This is a genomic window from Pseudovibrio sp. Ad26, from assembly GCF_001623285.1.
In the GTDB taxonomy this organism is placed as follows: domain Bacteria; phylum Pseudomonadota; class Alphaproteobacteria; order Rhizobiales; family Stappiaceae; genus Pseudovibrio; species Pseudovibrio ascidiaceicola.
Genome location: NZ_LMCE01000049.1, coordinates 61035 through 84646 on the forward strand (window position 1 = coordinate 61035; position 23612 = coordinate 84646).

At 51.2% G+C, this 23612-nt stretch carries 19 protein-coding genes; 8 read left to right on the plus strand and 11 right to left on the minus strand.

Annotation, left to right across the window (positions count from 1 at the left end; genetic code table 11):
- Positions 1-612: 612 nt before the first annotated feature.
- From PsAD26_RS09275 to PsAD26_RS09290, 4 genes are all read right to left on the minus strand, one after another.
- Positions 613-1941: a TRAP transporter large permease subunit gene (locus tag PsAD26_RS09275; RefSeq protein WP_063310166.1), complete on the minus strand. Its 1329-nt coding sequence runs from the start codon at positions 1939-1941 to the stop codon at positions 613-615.
- Entirely contained in the window at positions 1938-2477 is a 540-nt protein-coding gene (locus PsAD26_RS09280) for a TRAP transporter small permease (RefSeq protein WP_063287755.1), read from the minus strand. The genes PsAD26_RS09275 and PsAD26_RS09280 overlap by 4 nt, the downstream gene beginning before the upstream one ends.
- A 77-nt stretch (positions 2478-2554) precedes the next feature.
- Positions 2555-3574, minus strand: a complete 1020-nt coding sequence (locus tag PsAD26_RS09285; RefSeq protein WP_063310167.1) for a TRAP transporter substrate-binding protein — start codon at positions 3572-3574, stop codon at positions 2555-2557.
- 41 nt (positions 3575-3615) lie between these two features.
- Positions 3616-4146, minus strand: a complete 531-nt coding sequence (locus tag PsAD26_RS09290; protein ID WP_063310168.1) for a gluconokinase — start codon at positions 4144-4146, stop codon at positions 3616-3618.
- Between the two features lie 110 nt (positions 4147-4256).
- Here PsAD26_RS09290 and PsAD26_RS09295 point away from each other — a divergent pair, with 110 nt between their 5' ends.
- Complete coding sequence (locus PsAD26_RS09295) at positions 4257-5255, plus strand: LacI family DNA-binding transcriptional regulator (protein WP_063304559.1); 999 nt, start codon at positions 4257-4259, stop codon at positions 5253-5255.
- A gap of 27 nt (positions 5256-5282) precedes the next feature.
- Here the strand turns inward: PsAD26_RS09295 and dld are convergent, their stop codons facing one another.
- The 3 genes from dld to PsAD26_RS09310 form a co-directional block, all read right to left on the minus strand.
- On the minus strand, positions 5283-6968 hold the full coding sequence (dld, locus tag PsAD26_RS09300; RefSeq protein WP_063310169.1) for a D-lactate dehydrogenase: 1686 nt from the start codon (positions 6966-6968) through the stop codon (positions 5283-5285).
- A gap of 9 nt (positions 6969-6977) precedes the next feature.
- The gene (locus tag PsAD26_RS09305; RefSeq protein ID WP_063310170.1) at positions 6978-9044 is read right to left on the minus strand and encodes a TRAP transporter large permease subunit; all 2067 of its coding nucleotides are present in this window, start codon (positions 9042-9044) and stop codon (positions 6978-6980) included.
- A gap of 102 nt (positions 9045-9146) precedes the next feature.
- Positions 9147-10211 (minus strand): TRAP transporter substrate-binding protein, encoded by a 1065-nt coding sequence (locus PsAD26_RS09310; RefSeq protein ID WP_063310434.1) that lies wholly within the window; start codon positions 10209-10211, stop codon positions 9147-9149.
- Positions 10212-10550: 339 nt separating this feature from the next.
- On the opposite strand from PsAD26_RS09310, the gene PsAD26_RS09315 reads away from it, so the two are divergent.
- Positions 10551-11336: a FadR/GntR family transcriptional regulator gene (locus tag PsAD26_RS09315; RefSeq protein WP_063310171.1), complete on the plus strand. Its 786-nt coding sequence runs from the start codon at positions 10551-10553 to the stop codon at positions 11334-11336.
- A 74-nt stretch (positions 11337-11410) separates the two neighbouring features.
- On the opposite strand, the gene PsAD26_RS09320 is transcribed toward PsAD26_RS09315, so the two are convergent.
- Together PsAD26_RS09320 and PsAD26_RS09325 are read right to left on the minus strand one after the other, a co-directional pair.
- Positions 11411-11896 (minus strand): DUF2478 domain-containing protein, encoded by a 486-nt coding sequence (locus PsAD26_RS09320; RefSeq protein WP_063299854.1) that lies wholly within the window; start codon positions 11894-11896, stop codon positions 11411-11413.
- A gap of 191 nt (positions 11897-12087) precedes the next feature.
- Positions 12088-13356: a hypothetical protein gene (locus PsAD26_RS09325; protein ID WP_063310172.1), complete on the minus strand. Its 1269-nt coding sequence runs from the start codon at positions 13354-13356 to the stop codon at positions 12088-12090.
- Positions 13357-13622: 266 nt separating this feature from the next.
- Between PsAD26_RS09325 and PsAD26_RS09330 the strand changes: the two genes are divergently transcribed.
- The 5 genes from PsAD26_RS09330 to PsAD26_RS09350 all read left to right on the plus strand — a co-directional run bounded on the left by PsAD26_RS09330 (position 13623) and on the right by PsAD26_RS09350 (position 18638).
- The gene (locus PsAD26_RS09330) at positions 13623-14528 is read left to right on the plus strand and encodes a ThiF family adenylyltransferase (RefSeq protein WP_063310173.1); all 906 of its coding nucleotides are present in this window, start codon (positions 13623-13625) and stop codon (positions 14526-14528) included.
- A 270-nt stretch (positions 14529-14798) separates the two neighbouring features.
- Complete coding sequence (locus tag PsAD26_RS09335; RefSeq protein ID WP_063306686.1) at positions 14799-15788, plus strand: ABC transporter substrate-binding protein; 990 nt, start codon at positions 14799-14801, stop codon at positions 15786-15788.
- 90 nt (positions 15789-15878) lie between these two features.
- Entirely contained in the window at positions 15879-16649 is a 771-nt protein-coding gene (locus tag PsAD26_RS09340; RefSeq protein WP_084403638.1) for an ABC transporter permease subunit, read from the plus strand.
- Positions 16639-17451, plus strand: a complete 813-nt coding sequence (locus PsAD26_RS09345) for an ATP-binding cassette domain-containing protein (protein ID WP_063310174.1) — start codon at positions 16639-16641, stop codon at positions 17449-17451. The genes PsAD26_RS09340 and PsAD26_RS09345 overlap by 11 nt, the downstream gene beginning before the upstream one ends.
- Positions 17448-18638 (plus strand): NnrS family protein, encoded by a 1191-nt coding sequence (locus PsAD26_RS09350; protein WP_063310175.1) that lies wholly within the window; start codon positions 17448-17450, stop codon positions 18636-18638. The genes PsAD26_RS09345 and PsAD26_RS09350 overlap by 4 nt, the downstream gene beginning before the upstream one ends.
- Before the next feature lie 255 nt (positions 18639-18893).
- On the opposite strand, the gene PsAD26_RS09355 is transcribed toward PsAD26_RS09350, so the two are convergent.
- Complete coding sequence (locus tag PsAD26_RS09355; RefSeq protein ID WP_063310176.1) at positions 18894-21491, minus strand: ATP-binding protein; 2598 nt, start codon at positions 21489-21491, stop codon at positions 18894-18896.
- Positions 21488-22261 carry a response regulator gene (locus tag PsAD26_RS09360; RefSeq protein WP_063310177.1) on the minus strand — a complete coding sequence of 258 codons (774 nt, stop codon included), beginning with the start codon at positions 22259-22261 and terminating at the stop codon, positions 21488-21490. Before PsAD26_RS09360 ends, PsAD26_RS09355 begins: the two co-directional genes overlap by 4 nt.
- A 313-nt stretch (positions 22262-22574) precedes the next feature.
- Here PsAD26_RS09360 and PsAD26_RS09365 point away from each other — a divergent pair, with 313 nt between their 5' ends.
- The gene (locus PsAD26_RS09365; protein ID WP_063287769.1) at positions 22575-23597 is read left to right on the plus strand and encodes an ABC transporter substrate-binding protein; all 1023 of its coding nucleotides are present in this window, start codon (positions 22575-22577) and stop codon (positions 23595-23597) included.
- Positions 23598-23612 lie beyond the last annotated feature (15 nt).

Sequence of the window (23612 nt, forward strand, 5' to 3'; positions counted from 1 at the left end):
AACTATTCCTGCTGACAGACGATCTAAAATGCCGCTAGACGATGTGTTGGTGAGTCTTTATTATTTGACTGGTTAACAGATTGAAGTGCGAGATGCTATTTCTCAGTTGAAAGAAAGTCAGGCAAAAAAGAAGCTTATCAATAAACTCATAGCGAGTAAGATCTCTCTTGGTTGCCTGTGGTAGAAGAAGCACTGCAAAATTTTGAGGCGACGCATCCGCGAGTTGTAAGCAGCTGGTGCCATGAGGCTGAATTGCATGCCAAAGTTAATTCAGAAATTGCGCAGAAGACTGGGAGAAAGTTGAGCATTTGCAGCCTGAGCTGGAACGTTTGTCTGAAGATCTAAAATCTATGCTCTCGTTGCTTGCTCCAGCTCCCTACCGACAGATCGTTTGAGTGCTTTGAGAGAGGACTATTCCAAGAAATTGGCACTGTAGATATGCTGCTTCGTGTAGAGCGGGAATGGGTGATCTAGCAAAAAGAAATAAGAGGGACTGCAGATAACAGACGATACAGCAGTGTGTGATTGCCTGAAGACTTTAGGCTTAAATAGTAAAAGAGCCTGCGGTGGCCGCCGCAGGCTCTTTCTTCAGCGTGGTTATTGTTGTTGTTCTTAGCTGACTGCAATCCCGGGGAAGATGATCAGCAGGGCCACGGCGACAATCTGGATCATGATGAACGGCAGTAGTGCCCTGAAGATTTCGCCCAGACTTATATCGGGCGGTGCCACACTCTTCAGATAGAAGGCTGCGGGGCCGAATGGTGGTGACAGGAAGCTGACCTGCATGTTCATGGCGAAGACAACACCAAACCAGATTGGGTCATAACCAAGCTGTGAAACGATTGGTACGAAGATCGGCATGGTAAGCAGTGCGATGCCAACCCAATCTAGGAACATGCCAAGCACAAACAGGATGAGCATCATGAATAGGATCACGATGGTTGGATCATCGGAGATACCTGTGATCAGGGCCTGAACAAAGCGGATACCGCCCATCAGGTTGAACACGCCGACCAGTGCAGAGGCCCCTACTCCAATCCAGACGATCATACCGACGGTTGAAAGTGTTTGTTTGGCCGCTCCCATGATGAGCTTGACTGAAAATTCACGGCGGATGATGGTTGAGATAGTTACACCGAGCACACCGATTGCAGAGGCCTCGGTCACACTTGCGATACCGCCATAGATGGAGCCGAGAACGAACACCACAACGAGGATTGGGAGGAACAAGCCTTTCAGGAGGCGCATTTTTTCCGCTATTGAGATCTCGCCAGCTTCCGGAATTGGTGCGACTTCTGGGTTGGAATAGGCGCGGAACAGAATATAGGCGGCGTACATGCCTGCAAGCATCAGGCCTGGGAAGAACGCTGCCGTGAACAGATCTCCAATGGAGACACTGGCGGTCAGACCATAGATGATCAGCACGATGGATGGCGGGATCATTGTACCCAGAGCGCCACCTGCACAGCACACGCCAATGGCAAGTTTGCGGTCGTAGCCGAGGCGCAGCATCTGTGGCAGGGCGATCACGCCAAGCAGAACAACCTCACCACCAATGATACCGGACATAGCCGCCAAAACAACAGCCACGAGAAGCGTCTGGATGGCGATGCCACCGCGCAGACGCCCGCCAACGAGGCGCATGGCGTCAAACAGGTCCTTGGCTATGCCCGATCGATCCAGGATCGCGGCCATGAGCACAAACATGGGAACGGAGACGAAAACGAAGGAATTCACAAAGCTGAAGATGCGGCTGACGATCAGCGGCACGGCGCCCGGGCCGAACCAGCCCAGTGCGAAAATGAGAGCAACAAGCAGTGTGACGAAAGCAAGAGGCATGCCTGTCAGCAGCAGCAGAAGCAATGAGCCGAACATCAGAACCGTAGCCAGCTCGATGCCCAGAGCTTTAAAATCCGGGATCAGGACGAGTAAATCGGTCATTTTTTCTTAGCGTAGTTGACGGCCAGAATTGCAAATTGCAGGCACATGAGAATAAGGATACCAAGCAAGAACAGCTTTAGCAGACCTGGTGTTGGCGGGTTCCATGCAGAGCCGGAGGTCTCCAGACGGAAATCGCCGGCGGGTGTCCAGATTGCGCGTTTTACAACGAGCCAGCCTGCCCAGGAGAACAAGGCGCTGGCGAGTGCACAGGCAATGGAGATAGCAACGTTAAAGACACGCCGAAGCTCGGGAGAGAGTGCATCGTAAATCAGAACCACACGGATGTGTTTGTTTGTCGATGCGCAGTAAAGACCACCAAACAGGAATGTTGTCGCCGTCAGGAAGATGACGGTTTCGTGGGCCCAAATGGTTGGTGAATTAAACAGATACCGCATAGCGACTTCAAAAATCAGAATTGCCGCAGACGATACGATTGCAAGTGAAAAGAGTGCGCTGAGTTTTGCTATTATGCGCCCGAACAGCCCCGCTTCAGGTATGGCTCTTTGGCCAGCGTCTTTTTCTTCGTGATCTGACATTCACCCTGCCTCCCCGCTAGGTACCGAACCGTCGGGGAATTTGACGGTCCGGTATGTTTCACGCGATTTAAATCAGCTTACTGAGCAAGCAGACCCTGCTCTTTCAGGTAAGCAGACAGTACCGCGTAAACGCGTTTTGCGTTATCAGATTTCGCAGCAACTTTTTCCCACTGAGAGCGTGCAATTGCACGGAACTTAGCACGCTCTTCTGCAGACCAATTGTGAACGGTGATGTTTGGATCTGCAATAGCTTCTGCCACTGCAACAGCATCACGCATGGATAGTTGAGCAGTAATGTCACGTGCGTAATCACGCACAGACATTTCCAGGATTGCCTGAATGTCGGCTGGCATGCTGTCCCATGTTTCTTTATTCATGGAAACTTCAACCAATGGCATGGAGTGGAAGCCTGGATACACCGGATGACCTGCTACAGCGTGCATGCCCTGCTGGTGGTTGGTTGAGAACACTGTGTAGTCTGCTGCGTCGATCACGCCTTTATCCAGCGCGGTGAACACTTCAGAACCAGGCAGGTTCACAGGTGCTGCGCCTGCTGCAGCGAATACGTTCTGTACCAGACCTTCTGGTGCACGCATTTTCAGACCCTTCAGGTCATCAACGCCGTCCAGAGGAACTTTGGAGATAAAGGCTTCGAGCCCCGGAGTGCTCGCGCCGATGAACTGAAGACCATATGGGTTCAGCAGTTCGTTCATCAGCTGCTTGCCGCCGCCGTACTCCATGAAGTTGAGCATTTCGGATGGAGAACCGTATGCGCCAACCGGGTTTGCGATCAGACCGAAGGCTGCATCTTTACCGGTGAAGTAAGAGGTGTCGGTGATGTGACCGTCAATGATGCCTGCTGCAACAGCGTCCTGAGTTTCAGTGTGCTGAACGATTGTGCCAACAGGCAGCATTTCAACATTAACGCGGTCGTTGGTAAGAACGCCAACACGTGCTGCCCAAGCCTGCTGAAGTTCAAAGTTTGGGTTACCAGCTGGGTCAGAAGACTGGAAACGCAGAGAATAATCTGCTGCAAGTGCCGTTGTGGCGGTGGATGCTGCAATGACTGCTGCAGCTGCAAATTTCAAAAACTTCATACTCACAGTACCTCCCTGAAGAGTATTCGATATTGGCGGCCTTAGGCCACAGTTTCCGGCATGATCTGGCGCAAAGTTTGATTGATGATGTCAGTTTTAGCGCCACTCACGTCGACGTTGATGTGCAGCTCGTCCAAAGACGGAGGCTGCAAAATTTCTAACTGGCTATCCAACAGCTCAAGTGGCATGAAATGATCCTGCCGATTGAGCATTCTTTCGCGAATGATATCTTTTGATCCTGAAAGGAAGATAAAACAGGCATGAGGCAAATAAGTGCGGATGATGTCGCGGTAAGACCGCTTAAGGGCGGAACACGCAACAACAACTGCAGGTGTTGCTTCTTGTTTGTTTAAGTCAACGATCGCTTGCGAAAGATCATTCAGCCAAGGTCGGCGCATATCATCCGTTAGCGGATGCCCCCGACCCATTGCTTCAATATTGCCTTCAGGATGAAAATCATCGGCCTCGACATAGGTCGCCGGTAAACACGTAGCCAAAGCGCGTGCCACTGAAGTTTTGCCGACGCCACAAACACCCATGACGACAAATACTGATTTTTTATAGTCTTCCACGGCCCTAATTTTCCTCCTAAGAGAATTTGATCATAAATGATTGCGCAATCATTTTGCAAGAGGTATCTGAAATATCTACAAAGGCGCTCAGGAATAGGGAGAATTTTTTGATGCCAAAACCAACGCTTGTAGATGTTGGACGAGAAGCTGGCGTTAGTGCAATCACAGTTTCCCGCGCACTTCGCTCACCGGAAAAGGTGTCTGAGGCATTGCGTGCGAAAGTTGAAATTGCTGTGAAAAAACTTGGCTATGTGCCAAACCAGTCTGCTTCTACTCTTGCGTCAAATAAGTCCAGCTCCATCGTGGTTATGGTCCCTTCCATCTCGAACAACGTGTTTACTGATGTGCTTGGCGGAATCAGCGATGCGTTGCACGGATCGCGCTTTAATATGCAGATCGGTTACACCAATTACGACTCGCAGGAAGAAGAACGCATCCTGCGATCATTCCTGAACCCTACTCCCTCCGGCGTGATCATTTCTGGTCTTGAGCAAACTGACGAAACCAGGCAAATGCTTGAAAATGCAGGTGTTCCCGTCGTGCAGATTATGGACATCAGCCCGAAACCCATCGATATGATTGTTGGTTTCTCACATGATCAGGCCGCAGAGACGGCGACGCAACATCTGATCGATTCGGGTTACAAAAACATCGGCTTCATTGGTGCGCAAATGGACCCGCGTTCTCTGAAACGTCTGGCTGGCTTCAAAAAAGCAATCAAAGACAATGGCGAGTTACGTGAGCAGTGCATTGCGGTGACGAACGAGCCTTCCAACGTGCGGTTGGGTGCAACCCTGCTGGATAAGCTCACCTCGCAGTTTCCCGAGTGCGATGCAGTTTTTTGCAACAACGATGACTTGTCTGTGGGTGTGCTGTTTGAATGTCAGCGACGCGGCATCAAGGTTCCTGAAGAGCTTGGCATTTGCGGTTTTAATGATCTGGGCATCTCATCCGAGACCGTTCCAAGCATCACCTCGGTGACCACTCCGCTGCGAGAGATCGGTCGTCTTGCCGGTGCAATGGTGATTGGCGAGGAAGGTGCACCTTCGACTCCGATTGTTGATTTGAGCTACACAATCTCCGCACGCGAAAGCACAAAAAGAACATAAGCCAGAGTGGTCACTCTGGCCTTTTAATCAGTGGTAGTGTTTGCAACGGGATGTTTTACCAAGACCCGGATTGAAGCTGTTTGTGGGGTCTATGGACTTATAGAACTCGACCAGATCGGGTTTCGCTTTATAGATGTGTCCGACATTGTGTTCCGCCGGATATTCCGCGCCGCGTGTGTCTAAAATCTCAAGCATCTCTTGCTTGAGGGCAGCTACATCCACACCTTTTTTCACGATGTAATCCTGATGTAGCACATGGCACATGAAGTGGCCATAATAGAGCCGGTGGATCAGCTTGTCTTCGATATGTGCGGGTAATTGCTCAAACCAGCTTCGATCATCCCGGCGCAATGCGATGTCCAGCGCAAGAATGTCTTCCGCAGCATCTTCGTGCACTGCTTTGTAACGGATTGCAGCACCTGCCGCAGCAAAGCGGTGAAGTGCAGCCATCTTGCCCTCCTTCGCATCACAGGCGAAAAAGTCACCTGAGCGTGATGCAAAGAAGTCCTTCAGGAAAGTTCCCGCTTCATCGATGCCTTCATCGCTCATCTTTAGGATGAGATGGTGTTCATAATCTCTGCGGTACTGGCTCATGCGTTTTGGCAGAACATCCGGCCAAACCTCCGCAAATACTTGCATAAAGCGATCTGTCAGGTTTTTGGGCAGGAAGCTGATTTTGTTCAGATAAGCATCCACGGCACCCTTTAGGGCAAAGAAGGTTGGTAGGCGATCTGTGCCGAGGTGGTTGATCATCACCACGGTGTCTTTGCCGTACTTCTCTGAGATGTCATAGGCTTCGCGGTGCATGTACTCCGCTGAAATCGGAAGGCTCGCAAAGTGCGACAGGATATGGCGGCGCAGTTCAGTCAGTTCTGCCGGATCATTGGTGCCGATGTAGAAAGTCTTTTCAGCACCCGCTTTGGGGAACGTATCCAGACGAACAGCAAATACGCCAAGCTTACCTGCGCAGCCGCTGGCCTCATAAAGACGGCGTTTATCCGCATTAAAACGCGCTGGTGTGGCAGCATCCACATCGCGAACACGGCTGTGGTATTCGCTGTCTGATGCTTTCTGGTTGGTGTCATTCACATCAGCTGGAACGTAATTGCCACTTTCCAGATTGCTCAGAATCTCCTCAGCTGAGTTGCCAAGTTCAATACCAAGATGGTTGACGAGAACCAGTTCGCCATCCGCATTGAGTTGAGCGAATAAAGAAAGCTCGGTGTAGGATGGGCCGCGCTCAATGAGCGATCCGCCAGAGTTATTGCATACACCACCAATGATAGAGGCACCAATGCAGGACGAGCCGATCACTGAATGTGGCTGGCGGCCCAGTGGAGCCAGCATTTTCTCCAGATCAAACAAAGTAGAGCCGGGAAAGCTGATGATTTGCTTGCCGTCATCCAGGGCCTGAATCTGTGTCATCCGGTTGGTGTTGATGAGCACCACATCGCGCTCATACGTACCCTTGGGCGTAGACCCTTCCGTCAGTCCTGTGTTCGCAGCTTGCATGATGACGATCTTGTCTGCTGCAACACAGGCTTCCAGTATCTTCCATTGCTCCAACAGTGTGCCGGGACGCACAACTGCAATCGCCTCCCCTTCTCCAGAGCGGAACCCTTTACGGAAACGCTCTGTCTTTTTTGGGTCACTGAGAACGTGGCGAGTGCCCACGATACTCTCAAACTGCTTGATCAGGTCTGCGTTGTTCATCTCGGCATCCTAATAGGCGACGGATGGCAGCCATGTGGCCAATGGAGGCAGGAAGTACACCAGCATCAGGCCCAGCAACTGCAGCAGCACGAACGGAATGATACCGCGGTAGATGTCTGTCAGCTTGATCTCCGGTGGGCACACACCTTTGAGGTAGAACAAGGCGAAGCCAACGGGGGGTGTCAGGAACGAGGTTTGCAGGGTCACAGCCACAAGGATCACGAACCAGATCAGTGCAGGCTCATCAATCACACCGTAGCCACCAATGTCGAGGCCAAGGCCGTTGATGATTGGACGCATTAGAGGCAGCACGATCAGGGTGATCTCAATCCAATCCAGCACGAAGCCGAGCAGGAACACGATGAACAGGATGAACAGGACTGTTCCGTTGGCACCAAAGCCGGTGGAAGCCACCATCTCTTCGATCAGTGCATCACCGCCCATTTCACGCAGGACGTAAGAGAAGATGGTGGCGCCAAGGAAGATGGCAAAGATGTAAGCAGTGGTGTTGAAGGTGGACTTCAGAACGTTGACCAGCTTGCGGAATGTGAGCTTGCGATAGCCGAGGGCCAGCACAGTCGCACCCAGCGCGCCGATGCCGGAAGCTTCCGTTGGTGTGGTCAGGCCAGCGAAGATAGAACCCAGCACGGCAAGGATCAGCAGCAAGGTTGGCAGCGCTGCAATCATTACGTCTTTGATGGCGTGCCAGTCTGGTGCCTTCGCACCTTCAGGTACTGGAGCCGCATCCCGTTTGATCAGGGCAATCACGAAGATGTACACGAGGTAGAGCATACCGATGATGACGCCAGGGAACACCGCCGCCATGAACAGATCACCAACGGACAGTGCCATCTGGTCTGCCATGATCACCAGCATGATGGAAGGCGGAATGAGGATGCCCAATGTACCGGATGCAGACACCACGCCCGCAGCTAGTGACTTAGAGTATTTCTGCTGCATCATGGACGGCAGAGAGAGTACACCGAGCAGCACAACAGAGGCACCGATGATGCCGGTGGAGGCAGCAAGGATGATGCCGATGAGCGTTACTGTGATTGCGAGACCACCACGCACTGTACCGAACAGCTTCTGCATGGAGGTCATCAAGCGCTCGGCCACGCCGCTTTCGTCCAGCATCAGACCCATGAAGATGAACATAGGTAGAGCGACAAGAACAGCGTTGGACATGGTCGCGTATACACGGTTCACGGTAGCGCCCAGTGTCAGATAGTCGAGACCGGTGAAAGTGCTCTCAAGGCCAGTCCAGGCCATATGGTCGTTGTCGAACAGATAAGCCAGACCGCAATAGGCGATGCCGACACCTGCCAGAACCCAGGCAACTGGGTAACCGGAGAAGAGCAGCGCAATAAAGCTCAGGAACATCGCGATGACGAGTTTCTCTTCAGTGGTCTCGACGAGGAAAGACAAGCCATACGCAACAATAGCAAAGCCAAGGAATGCGAGGAGGATCAGGCGGATGCCCTTCCCTTTCCGCTCGCTCTCACTGTCGACCCAGATTGCATGAACGTCGTGAATAAGGCGGGCGAGTGCTGCAACTCCCAGCAGAACAAAGCTTAGCGGGATCACCGCTTTGAGTGCCCAACGCGCAGGCAGGCCAGTTGGGCTGGAGGAGCGTTCGCTCACGCGGAAACTGTCGTAGAAATAGTCATAGCCCTGATCCACCATGAGGTAGATAAAAGGAACTAAAAGCGCAGAAATGCCGATGATTTCAATGAAGCGCTGTGTCCGCGGGCTCAGCTGCATGTGCAGCAGATCCACACGTACATGACTGTCTGTAACCAGTGCGTAGGAGATGCCCACCATGGTCACCAGACCGTAGATATGCCACTGAAGTTCATCAAGCTTAGGGAAGTTGTAGTTAAACAGATAACGCATTGTTACCTGAGTGACGATTGCAAGGATCAGTAGCAGGTTGGCCCACATTACAACGTGGCCAACGCCTTTTACAAAGTGATCCAGTGCAACGGCTATGGGTTGTGTGTCAGTGTCTTCGTGCTCGAGAATTTCTTCAAAGAGCTCAATTGGATCTGAAGTGTCCTGAGGATTTTGTATCATAGCATTCACTCTTGCAGGTCAACGCCGCAACTATCTGGTCTGGAAGGCTGAGGCCAATAGTAGAAATGGGAGCGGCAAAGAAAAGCCGCTCCCAAGTTTTTATTACTTACGCGGCAGGAACGCGTTTTCTTTCCAGATTTTGTAGTTATCGCGGAACTGGTTCAGGTCAGTCAGAACCTTTGCGAAGAATGCATCGTTTGCAGCTTCTTCCTGAGCAACGTCGTTCCATGTTGAACGGAACACGTCGAGCATTTCAGGAGACCACTGCTTGATCTGAACGCCGTTGTTGTTGACGTTGTCGAGCAGAGCTTCGTGCTGGATTGCTTCACCTTCAGCGAAACTGTCGGTGACAGATGCCTTACATGCGTTCTCAATGATCGCTTTGTGAGTGTCGCTTGCTTTGTTCCAAACATCTTTGTTGATCAGCAGTTCAAAGACGGTCGCCTGCTGATGCCAACCTGGGAAGTAATTATACTTTACCAGTTTGTGGAAGCCGAGGCGTGCGTCAATGGCAGGCATGGAGAATTCGGTCGCGTCAATCGCGCCTTTCTCAAGCGCCGGGAAGATTTCACCGCCTGGCAGCAGGGATGTTGCAACGCCGAGCTTCTGCATGACTTTACCGCCAAGGCCGAAGAAGCGCATTTTCAGGCCCTTCAGGTCTTCAGGAGAGTTGATCTCCTTAGCGAACCAGCCGGATGTCTCTGGAGCGATGATCGCACATGGCAGAACTTTTACGTTGTAGCCAGCCTGATCGTACATTTCCTGATACAGAGACAGGCCGTTGCCGTAGTAGAGCCAAGCCGCGTATTCACCAGCTTCCGGGCCAAAAGGAACGGCTGAGAACAGTGGAGCTGCAGGAATTTTACCAGCCCAATAGCCAGCTGTTGTGTAGCCGGAATTGATTTTGCCTGAAGAAACAGCGTCGAGAATTTCAAATGGTGGAACCAGCTTGCCCGGCTCATACACCTTCATTTTGATGGTGCCGCCAGACATCAGCTTCAGCTGGTCAGCGACACGAGGAATTGGGCTTCCCAAGCCTGGCAGAGAGGTTGAGAAGGCAATTGGCGTCTTCAGCAGCAGCTTGTCGGCTGCGTTTGCGATAGGAGCTGCGAGCACAGATGCAGCTACAGAGGCGGCGAGAGCAAGGCTTAAGACAGATTTTTTCATGTTTCCTCCAAATGGCATTCGGCTGCTAAACGCGCTTTTGCGCTGTCCTCCCAAGCAGCTGATTAATGGTAAATAATATTGACCTCTGAAATAAATCAAGAAATATATTTTGCAGTTTTAGCCGTTTTTCGGGCTTGACACGCGGGTAAATACTAATGGTGTGGATGCGTAGGATTGTTGGGTTTGCATACCTAAGGGGTAGAAAATTCGCTGTAAAACAACGTATTAGTGCGTAATACATGCTTTGATATATCAATATTGTGGCTCTCGGCGCTCTTCCCCTTGAATTGGAAAATAAAATCGACCAATATTGGAATTGTGACCGGCAGGAAGTGTAAAATGGTGTCTGTAGATTATCTTTTTGAGCCTATCGACCACGATACAGTGGTGGATTCTGTAACTGAGCAGATTGAGGGACTCATTTTGGCCGGCGTGCTGAAAGAGGGGACTAAGCTGCCCTCTGAAAGAGATATTTCTGAGCGTATGGGTGTCTCTCGTCCGAAGGTTCGTGAAGCGCTCAAACGGCTGGAAGATTCCAATCTCATTGCTATTCGTCACGGTGAAGGTTCATTCATAGCGCCACTCATCAGTGCAGCTATGAGCCCTGCGTTGATCAATCTGATCAGCCGCAATCAGACTGCCTTTTATGACTACCTTGAATATCGGCGCGTTCAAGAGGGATTTGCGGCTCGTCTGGCCGCTGAGCGTGCAACCAAACTGGATCTTGAGCGACTTGAGGCTATTCTCGTAAACCTACGGGAAGCGCAGTCCAATGGGGACGATATTGCTTCAAAGAAGAATGATATTGCGTTCCATTTGGCGATTGTGGATGCAGGTCACAACGCCATGCTTATTCATATGATGTCTTCCATCTATGAGCTGACGCAGAAGGGTGTCTTCTATAATCGCGAGTTCTTGCGCTCGATTGATGGAACTGGGGAGCAACTGTTAGACCAGCACGAGGAGATCGGCAGGGCTATCTTCACGCGAAATGGTGCAAAGGCTGAAGAGGCGGCGCATCGGCACATTGATTTCGTGGAGACATCTTTCCGCCTTGGGCAGGATCAACAGCGCCGTGAGCTTATTTCCTTAAAACTCTTTGCGTTGCAAAGAGGTGAAGAATAATTACCACTCTTACGTATTGGGAATAGAGAGGATCATTCGCAAAGGCCATGGCGAATGATCCGCGTTATCAATGCCTAGCGATTCTCAACCCAAGCTGTGAGATCAGCAACGTTTGGCTCAACAAATTCCGCCATACCGCCGGAGAATTCTTTAAAAGCGTCGATATTGATATGGTTGGTGCCAACGAGAACGGACGCTCCGCTCTCTAGCGCCTTCACGATCAAATCCCGAAATCCGCTGCCATTGGCCTCTTGCTCACCAAACTTGTTAAGGATGAACACGTCAAACGGTTCGTTGATCCGCTGAGTAACTTCGCCTGCAGCTTGCGCGAGGGCTGATGTGTCCAGTCGGCAGCCGGAAGACTCCTTGCCAAGGGATTGAGTGATGGAGATTTGTGGCCCGTCTGGCAGGACCAGGACGTCCATATCGCAGCGATGGCGATCTTCGTTGACCGTATCTGCCTGCACAATACCGCAAGTCCGTATGCCGTTTTCCCGAAGTTTCTCGGAAAGCTCTGTCAGCACCAGTTTCCCTTTTGGTAGGGTGTAAGCAATTCTCATCTGGGGTCTTCCTTGCGCTTCTGTTTTTTCAGCTATGTGAAAACTCTCATATCAAACTGTAATAATACTGGTTTGATCTACGCAAGGTTACCCCTGCGGCGAATGCGCACAATTATTATGAGGAATGTGTTTTTGCGCATTTACGCAAGAGAGGACAGCCCGATTTCTTGTGGTTTAGGTGGCTCTTCACCCTACCCTACATGAGTAAACTGATCCTCTTGATAGTTGGGCGCTTTGTGGAGTGTATCTTCTTTTGAAGATGGCGTCGTCTGCTCGTTTGTCAGCATAGCCATAATGCCAGGCGATGATGTTGGGTCGTATCGAACTGTAGCATCTAACTCTCCTGTGAGGGTTATAGACTGAATCCGAACTGGCTCTGTCTGCTGATCTTGTCGGAGAAGCTGGAGTTCTTTCCCTTCGAGTAATTCATATGGCCTTTCTGCTGTAAGGTGGATCCGATCCTCCTCTATGCGGCGGACGATGATGGGTGTCCTGTTGCCAGTACTCGACCGGATGATGCCCGTTGTGTTTGCGTCAATGAGCGCTGTTGCCTTTGAAAGTTTGTGACGAGCGAAAACTTGGTCGTAGTTACTGGAGGAATAGTGGCGGCGAAGCAGTTCGAAGTCTTCTTGCGTGATTGAATTTGCGCCTTGAATTGGTCCATGCAGGAGGTGATTAAGGTTTTCTGGTCGCCAGCGATTGCCGTTGTAGGTTGTGACGGCTGTGCTGAGGCTGCGAAAGGTGTTGAACTCGTATTCCATGTAATATTTGAACACGTTTCGTTCGTCTGGGACGCCTTTGTACATCGCGGCGTAGTCTTGGTGCATTTCCGTGAAATTGAGATAAGCTCCTGTCGCTGTTGTGCCGTTTACGTAGTCAAACGCGTCAATCACCTCCTCACTAAGTCTGCGAAAGAGCAGCAGTGCCTCATAGAAAACCATGTGTTTGGGAGTCGAGGCCATCACGAGATCGTGGACACCCAAATCTTCGCGGGCAACTTGAAACATGTACTTCAGTAGAGCGTGAATGAGTGCGCCATCCTGAGAGCGATGGTTAGGATGAATGGTCAATGAGGATGCTTCGGCAATCCGGCGGTTCCAGCGTTGAATGTGTTTGAGTGAAAAAATCTGCTCCACGGGGAGTTCTTCAAGAGATTTGATGATGATGGTGGTGGTGCCAATGACGGTATCACCCTGCTTTGCGATGAGGGTGTAGCAGGATGGGAGCACATAAAACGGGGTGAACCGATAACCGCTTCCGTCCTCCTTCATGTAACCTACTTGAGTGTAGGACTCGTAGAGCAGTCTGCATACCTGAGAGAGTTCATCGGGTGTATCTGCAAGCTTGAAAATGACATTCTCAGGCGGTGTGTTTTGCAATCTTACTCTTCTTCTGTGAATGGAAAAACGACGTGCTTTCGTGGCGTTTTGGGTCGGTTTTGACCTAATTGTATTGCTCATGCTCAATAACCTTTACTTGAACAATGTCGTGCAAGGGAGAATAAAAATCGATATTACGTAAAGTTATAATTCTGTAATGACTGGATTGATTCGAATAGAGCAAAAATATTATTAACGTTAATATTGTAATTAATATTGACATATACTTAGTATGTGGCAAATCATCTTGTTTAGGTTGTGTAATAAATTTGTATGCAATCGATAAATATTTGTACGCGTGTGGTTTTATTGTTCACGCTAACTAAAAATTTTATTGGTGGAGGAAGATGTTGACTGTTTTAGCTACATCTCAAGCACAAAGGCCTTCAGCGGACGCATGTGCAGGCTTTTCATATGATGCTGCTTTTTCCCGCAACATTGGCTGGGTAACGCCAGAGGAGCAACAAACTCTGCGTGGTAAGCGTGTTGCGATTGCTGGTATGGGCGGTGTAGGCGGCATTCATGCCGTCACATTAGCGCGATTGGGAATTGGTGCGTTCAGCGTGGCTGATTTTGATCACTTTGATATCGTCAATTTTAACCGTCAGATTGGAGCCACTGTCAGCACCCTGCAAGAGCCTAAGGTTTCAGTGATGGCTGAACAGGTGCGTAATATTAATCCAGAGGTGGATCTGCGGGCTTTTCCGGATGGTGTAACCGATGAGAACATAGATGCCTTTTTGGAAGGCGTTGATATGTTTGTCGATGGCTTCGACTTCTTTGTGCTGGGTATGCGCAGAAAGGTTTTTGCAAAGTGTCGCGAACTCGGGATTCCAGCGGTTACGGCTGCTCCGCTTGGTATGGGCACTGCTTATCTGTGTTTTACTCCGGATGGCATGAGCTTTGAGGACTATTTCCAGTTTGAAGGGGAAGACGAGTTACATCAGTACTTCAAGTTTTTGTTGGGTTTGGCACCAAGCGCGTTGCATCGCCATTCACTGGTGGACACCTCTCAACTGAACCTGAAGGAGGAGCGTGGCCCATCGACTGCTGCGGGTTGCCAGTTGGCTGCTGGGGTGGTTGGAGCGCAAGCCATTAAGCTGCTGCTGGGTCGCGGGCCATTGAAGCCAGCGCCGTGGTATCATCACTTTGACGCCTATGAGGGTAAGTTCGTGACCAAGCGCCTCCCCTCCGGAAATGGCAACTTCTTCCAAAAGCTGAGACTCAAAAAGACCATGCAACAGTTTACCTAGTTTCTGCATAATTGCAGGAACATAGGTGCGTGGGAGGCTTTCCCTTACAAAGAGAGATTGTGCGATTTCGGGCAAGTCGCACAACGCTCCCGCGCATCTTGGAGCCTTTAGGCAGGGTTTCACATCTTAAATTGCTTTAATATGAGTTTAATCTTCAGGTTATTGACTTTTGTCAAATAAGCGAAGGAGTGATCGTGATCTACAGTAATTGCAATTCATTCGCATTTGCGAGCTGTTCGCTTTCTATCCCGTTTCGATGGAAACTCAAAAATGATCACACGTCGTTCTTTTCTTTCGCACACTGCAGGGTTTACCGCTGCAGCATCTCTGGGTAGTACGCTGCCATTTGTGGCTCAAGCGGCCAATCCGGCGCTGGCTCTGCATGGCCCGCCAGTGGGGCCATCGGTGGTGTTGTCTTACATTGCTAACAAAGGTTTGCTTTCTGACTTTACAGAGAAAGTAGATTTCTCCGTTTACAAGTCACCAGATGTCCTGCGCGCTGGTTTCGTTTCCGGTGACTGGAAATTGGCGGGCACCCCGTCTTATGTTGCAGCGAACCTTGCCAACAAAGGCCTTCCCGTGAAGATGCTGAACATCATGACCTGGGGCATGCTTTATGTGCTCAGCTATGATGGTTCTGTGAAGTCCCCTGCGGATCTGGCCGGTGAGAAAATCGGCATGTTCTTCCGAAATGATATGCCGGACCTGGTGTTTGGCCGTGTCATGGAGCAAAACGGGCTGACTGAGGGCAAAGACTACTCCTTGCACTATGTCAGCACCCCGTTTGAAGCATTACAGCTTCTGCTCTCAGGTCGCATCAAGCATTGCGTTCTGCCAGAGCCGGCTGCGACAGCGGGTATGGTCAAAGGCAAAAAGATGGGCAAGTCGATCCATCGTTCCATCGATTTGGCCAGTGAATGGTCGTCTGTGACGGGTGGCGAAGGTCGCTTCCCGATGGCAGGCATGATGGTGCATGATGACTTGCTCAATGCGCAGCCAGAGCTGATTGAAGGCTTCCACAAAGCCTGTGTCACCGGCACTGAGTGGGTGAAGGCAAACCCCAAGGAAGCGGCGGCTGTTGCATCTGAAAGCATCACATTGCCAGCACCCGTGATCGCTAAGTCCATTCCGCATACGCACCTGACAGCAGAACGTGCCAAAGACATTCAGGCCGAGTTGGAGCAGTTCTACTCCATTCTGGCGGAAAAGAACCCATCCATCATTGGCGGAAAACTGCCAAACGCAGACTTCTATCTGTAGCGAAGCAGGCTTGGCAGGCTGCGCAAAGGTTACGGTCACCTGGTCTGCTGAGCCCAACACACAACGAGAACATACCTGATGATCCATCACATGCTATCGACGTTAATGAGTAAACTTTGGAGTGGTTGGGGCACACTTGCCGGGGTATTTCTCATTTTCGCGCTATGGCAAGTCGGTTTTGAGACCTTCGGGTCTTTGGTGTTGCCTGCGCCATTGGAAGCATTGAGCCGGTTGGTGGATCTTGTCGCTTTGCCATCCGGGCTCGAATACATTCTGATCACAGCCAAGCGAGCCTTTGCTGGTTTTCTGCTTGCGAGCGCTTTCGGTATTTTCTTCGGTTTGATAGCCGGTTGGTCCAATACACTGTCGCTGCTTTGTAAACCGTTCATCACTGTGGCCCTTGGGGTGCCGCCAATTGCATGGATAGTGCTCGCGCTGCTTTGGTTTGGTGGCGATGATGGCACGCCGATCTTTACAGTGTTCATTTCCACGATCCCGCTCATTTTTGCAGGAGCTCTGCAAGGCGTGCGGATGCGGGAGAGGGAGCTGGATGAGATGGCACAGAGTTTTCATGTGCCGCTGGTTCAGCGGTTCTGGCAGGTGCAGGCACCGCAAATCGTCTCCTACCTCTTTCCGGCATGGGCAACAGCGTTGGGGTTGAGCTGGAAAGTTGTGGTGATGGCAGAACTTCTCTCCAGTACGCGTGGCATTGGTGCTGGCCTTGCTGAAGCACGCGTCAACATCGATACCGCGTCCACTATGGCGTGGATCGTTGTGGTTGTTGGTCTGTTGCTGGTCATCGAAGGTATGTTGCTCAACCCGGTGAAAGATTATGTGGAGGGTTGGAAGCATGCTGAATGATACAGCTCCCCTGCTCTCCGTCGTGCCAAGTGGCGCAGCAGACACAAAGCCAACCGTTTTATCTGTCTCAGTGGAAGACCACCGCTATCATCCTTTGCAGCAAACACTGGCGCCGAGTGCGCTGGAGCTGAAAAAAGGGGAAGTAGTCAGTATCATCGGCCCATCTGGATGTGGGAAGTCGACTTTTCTACGCATCGCAGCTGGGTTGATTGAGGCAAGTTCCGGGAAGATCTCAAGCGCTGCAGATCGAACGGCGATCCTGTTTCAGGAGCACCGGTTGTTGCCATGGAAGAGCCTTCTGAACAATATCAGCTTTGGTCTTCAGGGACAAAAGTTCTCCAAGTTCCAGCGTATGAAGAAGGCACGGGCCGTCGCTTATGCCATGGGTTTCACTGAGGATGATCTGATCAAGTATCCCTCAGAGCTCTCCGGTGGCATGCGTCAGCGTGGCGCGTTGGCGCGTGCGCTCGCAGTAGAACCTGATTTGCTGTTTTTAGATGAGCCGTTTAGCGCTCTCGACATTGGCCGCCGCCGCGATCTTTACCGGTTGGTGTTGCATGAAGTTGATGAGAAACAGTGTTCCGTTCTGATGGTCACTCACGATGTGACAGAGGCTTTGGCTTTGAGCGACCGTGTTTTGGTCATGGCGCCGGATCCGGGTCATTTTGCCAAGGAATATGAAGTGCCACTGGCTCGCTCCGAGCGTACGCGTCGAAACCTTTTGGAACTTGAAGCCAGCTTGCTGGCAGATGATCGGATTGCGCAGCTGTTCAACATGAGCAATTGGGAGCAACTCGTATGACTGAGCTTTCCCATGTGCCTGCACAACAGGTTTCTTTTTTTGATGCTCCAGTGTTTTCTGAAGGGTTCCGCGTCTTCTTTCCACTGTCAGCGCTTTATGCGGTGTTCTCCATCGTCGTATGGGGGCTTGTGCTTGCTGATGTGTTGCCAGTTCCGCTGGATGCAGATCCTCTCCTCTTCCATCAATATGAGATGTTCTTTGGCTTTTTCACAGGGGCGATGGCAGGCTTTTTGACCACTGCTGTCCCCTCCTGGTCAAACACACCAAAAATTGCAGGCGCACAATTGGCGGGGCTTGGCGCGCTTTGGCTGGCGGGCCGCGTTGCTTTCTGGATGCTTGGCGTGCTTTCGCCAACTGTTGTCTTTGCAGTTCAGGCTCTCCTTCCTGCAGCATTACTGATTGTTATTTTGCCAAGGCTCTGGCGTGCCAAGATGCGCCATCTCATGTGGCCGGTGCTTCTGCTTTGCGTGGCGCAGCTTGTTTGCTTTTGGGAGTACACGCAGATTGGCGTTCTTAATCAGGGGCTTGCGATTGCGGAGGGGGCGTTTGTCCTGATGGTCCTCACCGCGCTTGCACCTGTTTCCATGGTGATTGTGAATGATGCTTTGTCCACGCGAGATGATGGCGCCGTTTTTGTTCCGCGCCCACCAATGAGGCGTGCAGCGCTGTTCTGCATCTCTGCGTTTACTCTTGCCAAGGTGCTGGGTGTTTCTGATGCGTTGCAAGGATGGCTGGCGCTGGCGTCTGCCTGTGCAGTGCTCAACATCCTGCAGGACTGGCATATGGCTGGCGCTTTACGAACTTCCTTCGCAAAAGCGCTTTATCTGGTTTACTGGTTCTTTGGAGTTGGCTTTGCCTTGGAGGCTGGCGGATTGCTTGGACTGCTGTCAGCTGGCTCTTATGTTTCCGGTCAGCATATGATCTTCATCGGCGGTTTATCTCTGGCGACCTTTATGGTTTTGACCATCGCGGGACTGCGGCATGCGGGATATTCGCTGAAGCTTTCCAAGCTGCTTGGAGCCGCGATCCTCTCCCTCATAAGCGCTTGTCTGGTCCGTTCGCTCGGCCCACTGCTTCTCCCAGATCTGGATGTAATGCCACTGGCCTGGAGCCTGTTTGCGCTCGCTTTCACTCTTTACCTGATCCATTTCCTGCCCGTGGTTCTCCGCGAAAACTTCGTAGAATAAAGGCGACTGACTATGCTTTCTTTATCAAGATTGTTTGAACCGAAGAAAACCGACCTTTCTGAAGGCCTCGCTTCGCATGCCCTTGAACCTGAGTGCGGCGCAGCGGCATTAGCTGGCAAGGGTTGCAGTATGAAAGACAGAGAGTTTTGTCATGATGCTCGGTGTTATGCTCTTTCGCAGGCTTGTCATGCAGGTTGTGATCAACATCAATTCATTGATGCGCTTTGGGCAGAGAACAGGCACTGATGCAAAGCCTTAGTCAGCAGCCTCAAACTGCTTTATCTGGCTGAGCAAAGCTTCGGCCAGTTGCTCCTTGCTGTAAGGCTTAGCCAGTCGTGTAATCCGCTCCAAACTCTGTGTTTGTGGTTCCAGTGCTTTGGGGAAACGGCCTGAGGTGACGACCACTTTTTGGTCTGCGCAGGCTTTGATGCTGGCTTCAGCCAGATCCCATCCGATTTTGCCATCTTCAAGCTGAACATCCGTGAAAAGAATGTCAAACTTGGTTCCGTTCTCGATAAGGACCTTGGCAGAGCCGTAGCTGTTGGCTTCGATGCAGATTAGCTCCATCTCCTGCAGCATAGTCTTGGCGCGTAATAGAGTTTGCAGATCATCCTCAACCACCAGAATGCGGCGAGGCTGGTCAAATGTGATCGCGGTGTTGGGTACAAAATCTTCCATTGGAGCCTGCGGAATGACGAGGGTTACTGTTGTCCCCTCCTTCTTCTCGCTGGTGATACCCATTTCCCCACCAGATTGCTTAATGAAGCCGAAAACCATACTCAACCCAAGCCCAGATCCTGCAGAGGTGCGTCGGGTAGTGAAGAAGGGCTCATAAACATGCTCCAACGTTTCCTGATCCATACCGCACCCATCATCAGTCACACTGATGGAAACGCTCTCGGACCCATTGACGACGACGTGAATAGAGATGGTGCCTGCATCAGAAATGGCATGGGAGCTATTGATGCAAAGGTTCAGCAGAGCGCTTTCCAGTTGGCCGGGATCGATGCGCACATAGGTTGTGCCCTCCGGTAAATCTGTCGTCAGGATAATCCGCTCATCGATGCTCAAGGAAATGATCTCAGCCACACTCTTAATGAGATGGTTGATCTCAACGACCTCTGGCTCAAGGTGCTGTTTGCGGGCGAAGGCAAGCAAGCGCTGTGTCAGGTTGGTGGCCATCTCTACTGCGCTGTGAATGCGCTGGATGTTACCTTTCAGATCAATGAGTTTTGAGCTTTTACGCTCAATTATTCCGACACTGCCAGAGATGCTGGTCAGGATGTTGTTGAAGTCATGGGCCACTTCACCCGTCAGCTGCCCAAGGCTTTCCAGCTTTTGTTTTTGTTGCGCCTGTTCCTGAACAAAACGACGGTCCGTTGCATCAGAAAATGACCAGACTGCACCACCTTCAGGTAGCGGGCTTTTGCGCACTTCGATCAGGATACCGTCATCATCTATCAGTTCTGCAAAGCGAAAGCGCGTGCCATGTGGGCGGACGTTTTCATCCTTCCATCTGAACCCTGAATTCTGGATGAGCACACGAATGTCTTTGGCCGTATCGATCTCCGCCTCACTGATGCGAAGCGTTTCTGCCAGACGCGGGTTCCAGGCCGTCATATCATGGGCATCGTTGGTCAGAACCAGCCCTTCAGCAATGCAGTTAAAGGTGGTCTCGAACAGCTCTGTCTTACGCTGCAACTGGCCATAAATGCGGCGCAACCGGATGGAGTTAGCGCGGAAAATGCGGAAAGAGTGCAACAGCCGTGTGATCTCATCATCCTGCCGTGCAGGACGTGGGAGTACGGTGGTGTGATTGCCCTTTGCCAGACTGGACATGGCATGGGAGATGCGGTTGATGTTTTTGGTTACATATCCGGCGATGTAATGTGCCGACATTAAAGCCAGCAGAATACTTGCGATGCCTGTGAGCAGAACAACAAGCTGTGCGCTGGAGATGTAGGAGGATGTTTCCTGTCTTTGCTTGGCGATTTCGTTGCCGGACAGACGTACGAATTCAGCCACCAGCTGGTTGATCAATTGCGCGCTGGATTTGATTTTGAAAAGTGCGTTGCGAGCTTCCAGTTGTCCCGCCATCGCCAGATGACGAATGGCATAAAGGCCTGCGTTGTCCTCTGCGATTGTCTTCAGCGCTGCAACGGCTTCCTGAACCTCAAGGGCAGATATGCCCTCCAGATCAGCCATTTGCAGATGATAGCGGCGACGCAGCTCGCCCAGACTGAGGAAATCGGTCACATGAGCTGCGGAAATCAGCAGATTCGCTGCTTGCCCAATCCCCTGCCACGCCTCACGTTCCTCTGCATTCTGGTAGAACGTAGAGGAATTTTTGACTGCGACGCGCTCCATCTTAGTGAGATCAACAAGCAGGGTGCGGACCTGATCCTCAGACTCGCTGATTTGCTGAGCTGCGTTGACCAGCACAGCCACCTGAGAGCGCATGAGTGAGAGGTTTTGCTGCACTTGCGGCAGAAAACGCCCAAGACTGCCCTGTTGTCGTGCAAGTGGGAAATTGTCTCGATATTGCTGTTCTGCCTTACTCAGCTCAACAAGCAAGCGAGAGCCTTCATTTTCGATCTGATAGACCGAGGAAAGATTCAGGATGAAGGGAGCTGAACTCACCAGACCTGCTGATTTATTAGCCAGTTGGAGTGAGCTTGCGATTGCTTCAATGGTTTTTTGGTAGTGCCCAACGAGTTTCACGTTGGCTTGGTCCAGCCAATACCAAGCGATCGACCCTGCAAACAGTGTTGCAAAAGTCAGCAGTGTGATGGCTGCCAGCAAACGTGTTTTGATGGAAAGCAGAGCTTTCAAGCGTTGAGGCAGAAGGGTCATGGCAGATCTACAGCGGCTTCATCCAGTGCGAAGACATAGCCTTTGCCGCGGCGGGTCTGCAAAAAGACGGGCTTGGATGGATTGGCCTCAATCTTCCGGCGCAAACGCAGGATCAAAACATCGACGGTGCGGTCCATATAGCGGGAAAGATCGCCCCCTAGATACTCCAGCAGTTCTACGCGATCAATCGGGCGGTTCGGGTTCTCTATGAGAAACTCCAGAAGGCGTAACTCAGAGTTTGTCAGGCTAATTTCCCGTAGGTTCTTGTCCAGTAACCGCCGCTCATCGCAGATGAAAGAGAGTTCACCGAGAGGAATGATCCCAGCGTTGGGAGTTTGAGGTGCAGCGAGCGCGACTGTGGGCTCCGGTTCTGCAGGAACGTTGCGCTTGTAACGGCGCAGAACGGCACGAATGCGAGCGATCAGTTCGCGTGGATTGAACGGCTTCATCAGAAAGTCATCCGCACCCGTTTCCAGTCCGACGATCTTGTCTACTTCATCACCTGTGCCGGTGAGTAGGATGATAGGAAAATCGTAGGATGTTCGCAGGCGTTGAGCGAGCATCATGCCGCTTTCACCATCCAACTTCAAATCTATGATTGCCAGATCAAGGCTTTTCAGCTCTTTGAGCGCGATAAGCTCTTTGCTTCCGTGGCATGGCAGTGCCTGAAACCCGTATTCATGCAGCAGTTCCTGCAAGACCTCGCGAATAGCCGGGTCGTCATCAACGACAGCTACCTTTGAGGGTGACCCATCCCAACTCTCGGTCATTTAAGTAACCTTCCTCGCAACCCGTACCATGCTCCCAGACGCATACTTGGAGGTCGTTTTTGATTTTCTTCAGATTGCGGCGACAATGCACGGGAAAGTGCCTTGTCATCAATAATTCTAATATTTCATATGTAACTCATTTCTGTAATAAATGTAACATTTAAAATATATATCTGCTAAATAGGAACATACTTAACTGTAAATCATAAGCACTCCTGTGATGTTTCATGTAATTTTCTAATCAAGTTATGGGATTATGTGGGTGTACTTGTAAGTTGTTACACCTACATGCGTTTAGACTTGGGAGAAGATAATGAAAAACGCTCTTTTAGGTGGTCTTGCTGCTGTGGGCCTCCTTGCTGCACTTCCAGCAACAGCTTCTGCTGAAGAACTCAACATGGTCTGCGGTGCTGAGCAGGACTGGTGTGAGTTGATGGCACGCGGTTTTGAGGATGAAACCGGTAACGAAGTACTGATGGTTCGCAAAAGCACTGGCGAAACACTCGCTCAGGTACGTGCAGAAGCAAGCAACCCTAAGATTGACGTATGGTGGGGTGGTACTGGCGATCCACACCTGATCGCTGCATTTGAGGGCCTGACACAGGATCCGGGCGTTGACACCAGTGACCTGTTGGGTTGGGCATCTAACATGCACAAAATCTCAAACGGCGGCACTGTTGGCATCTACGCTGGCGCGCTCGGCATTGCATATAACGCCGAAGTTCTGGAAGAGCGCGGCCTGCCTGCACCAGCTTGCTGGAAAGACCTGACAAATCCTGCCTACACTGGTGAAATTCAGGTTGCTAACCCGAACAGCTCCGGCACGGCTTACACTGAGCTCGCAACCTTCGTTCAGCTGTTTGGTGAAGATGAAGCCTACCGTCTGTTGACTGAAATCGGCAAGAACGTGAACCAGTACACAAAGTCCGGTTCCGCACCAAGTAAAGCTGCAGCTCGCGGTGAAACAACCATCTCCATCGGCTTTATGCATGACATGGTGAAACTGGCTGGCTCCGGCTTCCCGCTGAAAATCGTAGCGCCTTGTGAAGGCACTGGTTACGAAGTTGGTGCTGTGAGCGTGATCAAAGGTGCAAAGCATCCTGAACTGGCGAAGCAGTTTGTAGAATATGCTCTGCGTCCAGACGTTCAGTCCCGTTCTGTTGAAGTGAAGTCTTTCCAGGTTCCTTCCAACTCCAAAGCATCCGTTGCTCCTGAGTCCCCAGATCTCGCAAGCATCAAGCTGATCGACTACGACTTTGCGACATATGGTGAGCGTTCCACTCGTGAGCGTCTGCTGAAGCGCTGGAACGAAGAAGTTAAAAACGCTTCTCACTAAGTAAATCGAGCGTTG

Coding starts and splice junctions, on each gene's coding strand:
- PsAD26_RS09275 (WP_063310166.1), bottom strand. CDS start 1,941: ATGACCGATTTACTCGTCCTGATCCCGGATTTTAAAGCTCTGGGCATC.
- PsAD26_RS09280 (WP_063287755.1), bottom strand. CDS start 2,477: ATGTCAGATCACGAAGAAAAAGACGCTGGCCAAAGAGCCATACCTGAA.
- PsAD26_RS09285 (WP_063310167.1), bottom strand. CDS start 3,574: ATGAAGTTTTTGAAATTTGCAGCTGCAGCAGTCATTGCAGCATCCACC.
- PsAD26_RS09295 (WP_063304559.1), top strand. CDS start 4,257: ATGCCAAAACCAACGCTTGTAGATGTTGGACGAGAAGCTGGCGTTAGT.
- dld (WP_063310169.1), bottom strand. CDS start 6,968: ATGAACAACGCAGACCTGATCAAGCAGTTTGAGAGTATCGTGGGCACT.
- PsAD26_RS09305 (WP_063310170.1), bottom strand. CDS start 9,044: ATGATACAAAATCCTCAGGACACTTCAGATCCAATTGAGCTCTTTGAA.
- PsAD26_RS09310 (WP_063310434.1), bottom strand. CDS start 10,211: ATGAAAAAATCTGTCTTAAGCCTTGCTCTCGCCGCCTCTGTAGCTGCA.
- PsAD26_RS09315 (WP_063310171.1), top strand. CDS start 10,551: ATGGTGTCTGTAGATTATCTTTTTGAGCCTATCGACCACGATACAGTG.
- PsAD26_RS09320 (WP_063299854.1), bottom strand. CDS start 11,896: ATGAGAATTGCTTACACCCTACCAAAAGGGAAACTGGTGCTGACAGAG.
- PsAD26_RS09325 (WP_063310172.1), bottom strand. CDS start 13,356: ATGAGCAATACAATTAGGTCAAAACCGACCCAAAACGCCACGAAAGCA.
- PsAD26_RS09330 (WP_063310173.1), top strand. CDS start 13,623: ATGTTGACTGTTTTAGCTACATCTCAAGCACAAAGGCCTTCAGCGGAC.
- PsAD26_RS09335 (WP_063306686.1), top strand. CDS start 14,799: ATGATCACACGTCGTTCTTTTCTTTCGCACACTGCAGGGTTTACCGCT.
- PsAD26_RS09340 (WP_084403638.1), top strand. CDS start 15,879: ATGCTATCGACGTTAATGAGTAAACTTTGGAGTGGTTGGGGCACACTT.
- PsAD26_RS09345 (WP_063310174.1), top strand. CDS start 16,639: ATGCTGAATGATACAGCTCCCCTGCTCTCCGTCGTGCCAAGTGGCGCA.
- PsAD26_RS09350 (WP_063310175.1), top strand. CDS start 17,448: ATGACTGAGCTTTCCCATGTGCCTGCACAACAGGTTTCTTTTTTTGAT.
- PsAD26_RS09355 (WP_063310176.1), bottom strand. CDS start 21,491: ATGACCCTTCTGCCTCAACGCTTGAAAGCTCTGCTTTCCATCAAAACA.
- PsAD26_RS09360 (WP_063310177.1), bottom strand. CDS start 22,261: ATGACCGAGAGTTGGGATGGGTCACCCTCAAAGGTAGCTGTCGTTGAT.
- PsAD26_RS09365 (WP_063287769.1), top strand. CDS start 22,575: ATGAAAAACGCTCTTTTAGGTGGTCTTGCTGCTGTGGGCCTCCTTGCT.